Here is a 2404-nt window from a genome sequence, read left to right as displayed (position 1 = left end):
CATCTGATCTTATAAGATGTTGATCAAATTTTTTGTTTTTAACTATAAATTAGTTATTAGTGAATGTTTTATTAATCAGTTTAAGTTTCCTATTATAATGAACATAATAAAAAACTGATTAAAAGAAGAAGATAATAGTTTAAATCATTGAACAAATTTGCTAATTTATCGTTTAGAATCTGTTTTTTTCATTCAATAGCTACGGATTAGCTTTTTATTTTATATTAGGAATTGGATTTTCTGATGGGGTGTCAGAATAATCCGATTTTCTTCTAAGGAAAAGTTGATTATTTCATTATTATGAAACGTAGCGTAATATAGTATATCAAATCTTAGGAATCGTAAATAACAAGCTTATTTCCTGAATCAGCATCTAAGATAAATTTTATTTTTTTAAAGTAGTTTAGTTTAGAAGCGAACAAGAAGTATGTCATATCCAATAGCCTAAAAAGAGGGATAAACCGAAATCTCATCTTTTTTCAAAAAAGATAATTAAAATGCACAGATTGACTATTTACGAAAATCAGATGAATTTCTCTATAATGAAGCATGGCCTAAAAATTTAATAACATTTAAGTAATAAATAGTCAGTAAAATAATATAGGAAACGATTTTTAGCATATTTTTAGAGAATCATTGAGTTATTCATAGAAACAAAATGATCCTCTTTGTTAAAGAGATATTAAACTTATAGTATTTATGATGGATTTTTAATAAAATCCAAAGAATGTTGGAGTTTTCAAGATTAGACGATTTTAAATCCTTGGCTGATGAATTTTGTGGGTCTCTCATCTTATAAATAAAACAGCACTGTGATGAGATGGACAGACTTTCAATTGAAATAAATATGATAAGCCGAATGTTCTTTATTCTTACTATATTTTAGTTGATAGGTTGTATAATCGTGCCTAGAACATTAGAATTGACACCATTAATAATGGTAAATAATGAATTCCATAGAAAGTAAATAGTTACGAGTGAACTATTACCAAATTAACAATCTAGTGGAATAAAAAGCTATTTACTAAAGTTTTAAAGTGCAAGTTTTTCTCTTTGGAAAGAGAGCTTTGATGCCGCCATTTTTTAAACTTATTATTTTGAGTTAACAAAATTTGGAACTGTTCTTAGAAAGAACCAACTAGTACGAGTTCAATTAACTTGTTGGGATTAAGTGTATTTTATCTAAATATTATGGTTTGTTATGATGGGATTAATATTATAAGCATATGGATCTCTACCACTTCGTTACCACCTTACAAAAGCCAAAGGCGCTTTACTTTTGACCTAATAATTTACTGTGGAAGAACCCAGTTTGACTTATAATAATCTGGTGAGTTTTAGTTATGTAGGTTTATAAAATAAAAATGTAACAAAATAAAAACCATTTCTAATGAGGTGCCGCTTGAAAGATGTCTAAACTGCTAGCCCTTGAAACTGCTACGCCTGCTTGCTCGGTTGCGCTGTGGTTAAATGGAGAGATTACTCAACAATTCGAAATTGCTCCACAGAGACATTCGGATATTCTTCTTGATCGTGTTGATAAGTTGTTGAGTGATGCAGGAATGAATTTAAAAAACCTTGATGCAATTGCTTTCGGATCAGGGCCGGGAAGTTTTATGGGTATTCGTATTGCTACGGGTGTTGCACAAGGAATCGCTTATGGAATTGATCTTCCAGTCATCCCCGTATCAACGTTACAAGCGTTAGCTCAGGTAGCTTATCAAAAAATAAAGAGTGAACGCGTGATTGCAGGTTGGGATGCACGAATGGATTCTATTTACTGGGGTGTTTACCAAGTAGATTACAGAAATATCATGCAAGCGATTACGGGTGATCATCTAAACTATCCAAAAGATATTGAGTTTCTAACGAAAAATGAAATAGGTGTAGGAAATGCGTGGGCCTTATATCGAGCCTCTTTGTCTCCAGATTTCCCGTTCATAGAGAAGGAAATCTATCCTGAGGCCGCTTCAGTAGCTATGATTGCTCATCAAAAATTTAAGCAAGGTGATGTGCTAGCACCTCAAAAAGCAGAACCAACATATATTCGTGAAACAGTAACTCGTTCCCTAAAGAAAAAATTTGAATTTAACTCTGTATACAAAAAACCATAGGATGTTTTATTATTTTATCAAATGCTCTATTTTACTGAGCAGTACGTAGGACTGTTGCGTTTTAATGGATGTCTTGAAGATTGAATTAAGATTTATACTTTTATATTATGAATATTATTAAATATTATAAACAATCAAGAATTAAGAGAGCTTTAATCAAAAATAGCCAAAGAAAAATAGCCAAAGAAATTTAAACAATGAACAATCAGAACAATTGGGACGAGCAATATTCATGGTTCGTGGGCTAATAAACCATTCATGCAAATTGCATCTATGGCTACCCTTAATTC

General features: G+C 31.1%; 1 protein-coding gene. It reads left to right on the top strand.

Going from position 1 to position 2404, the window contains the following annotated elements; all coding sequences use genetic code 11:
• The first annotated feature begins 1409 nt into the window (after positions 1–1409).
• The gene (gene tsaB, locus CLERM_RS00140) at positions 1410–2114 is read left to right on the top strand and encodes a tRNA (adenosine(37)-N6)-threonylcarbamoyltransferase complex dimerization subunit type 1 TsaB (RefSeq protein WP_102156614.1); all 705 of its coding nucleotides are present in this window, start codon (positions 1410–1412) and stop codon (positions 2112–2114) included.
• Positions 2115–2404: the final 290 nt, after the last annotated feature.

Source organism: Coxiella-like endosymbiont, from assembly GCF_002871095.1.
Classification (GTDB): Bacteria; Pseudomonadota; Gammaproteobacteria; order Coxiellales; family Coxiellaceae; genus Coxiella.
The sequence above is the reverse complement of the archived record's forward strand: the minus strand, read 5'-3'. Positions and strand labels throughout refer to the sequence as shown.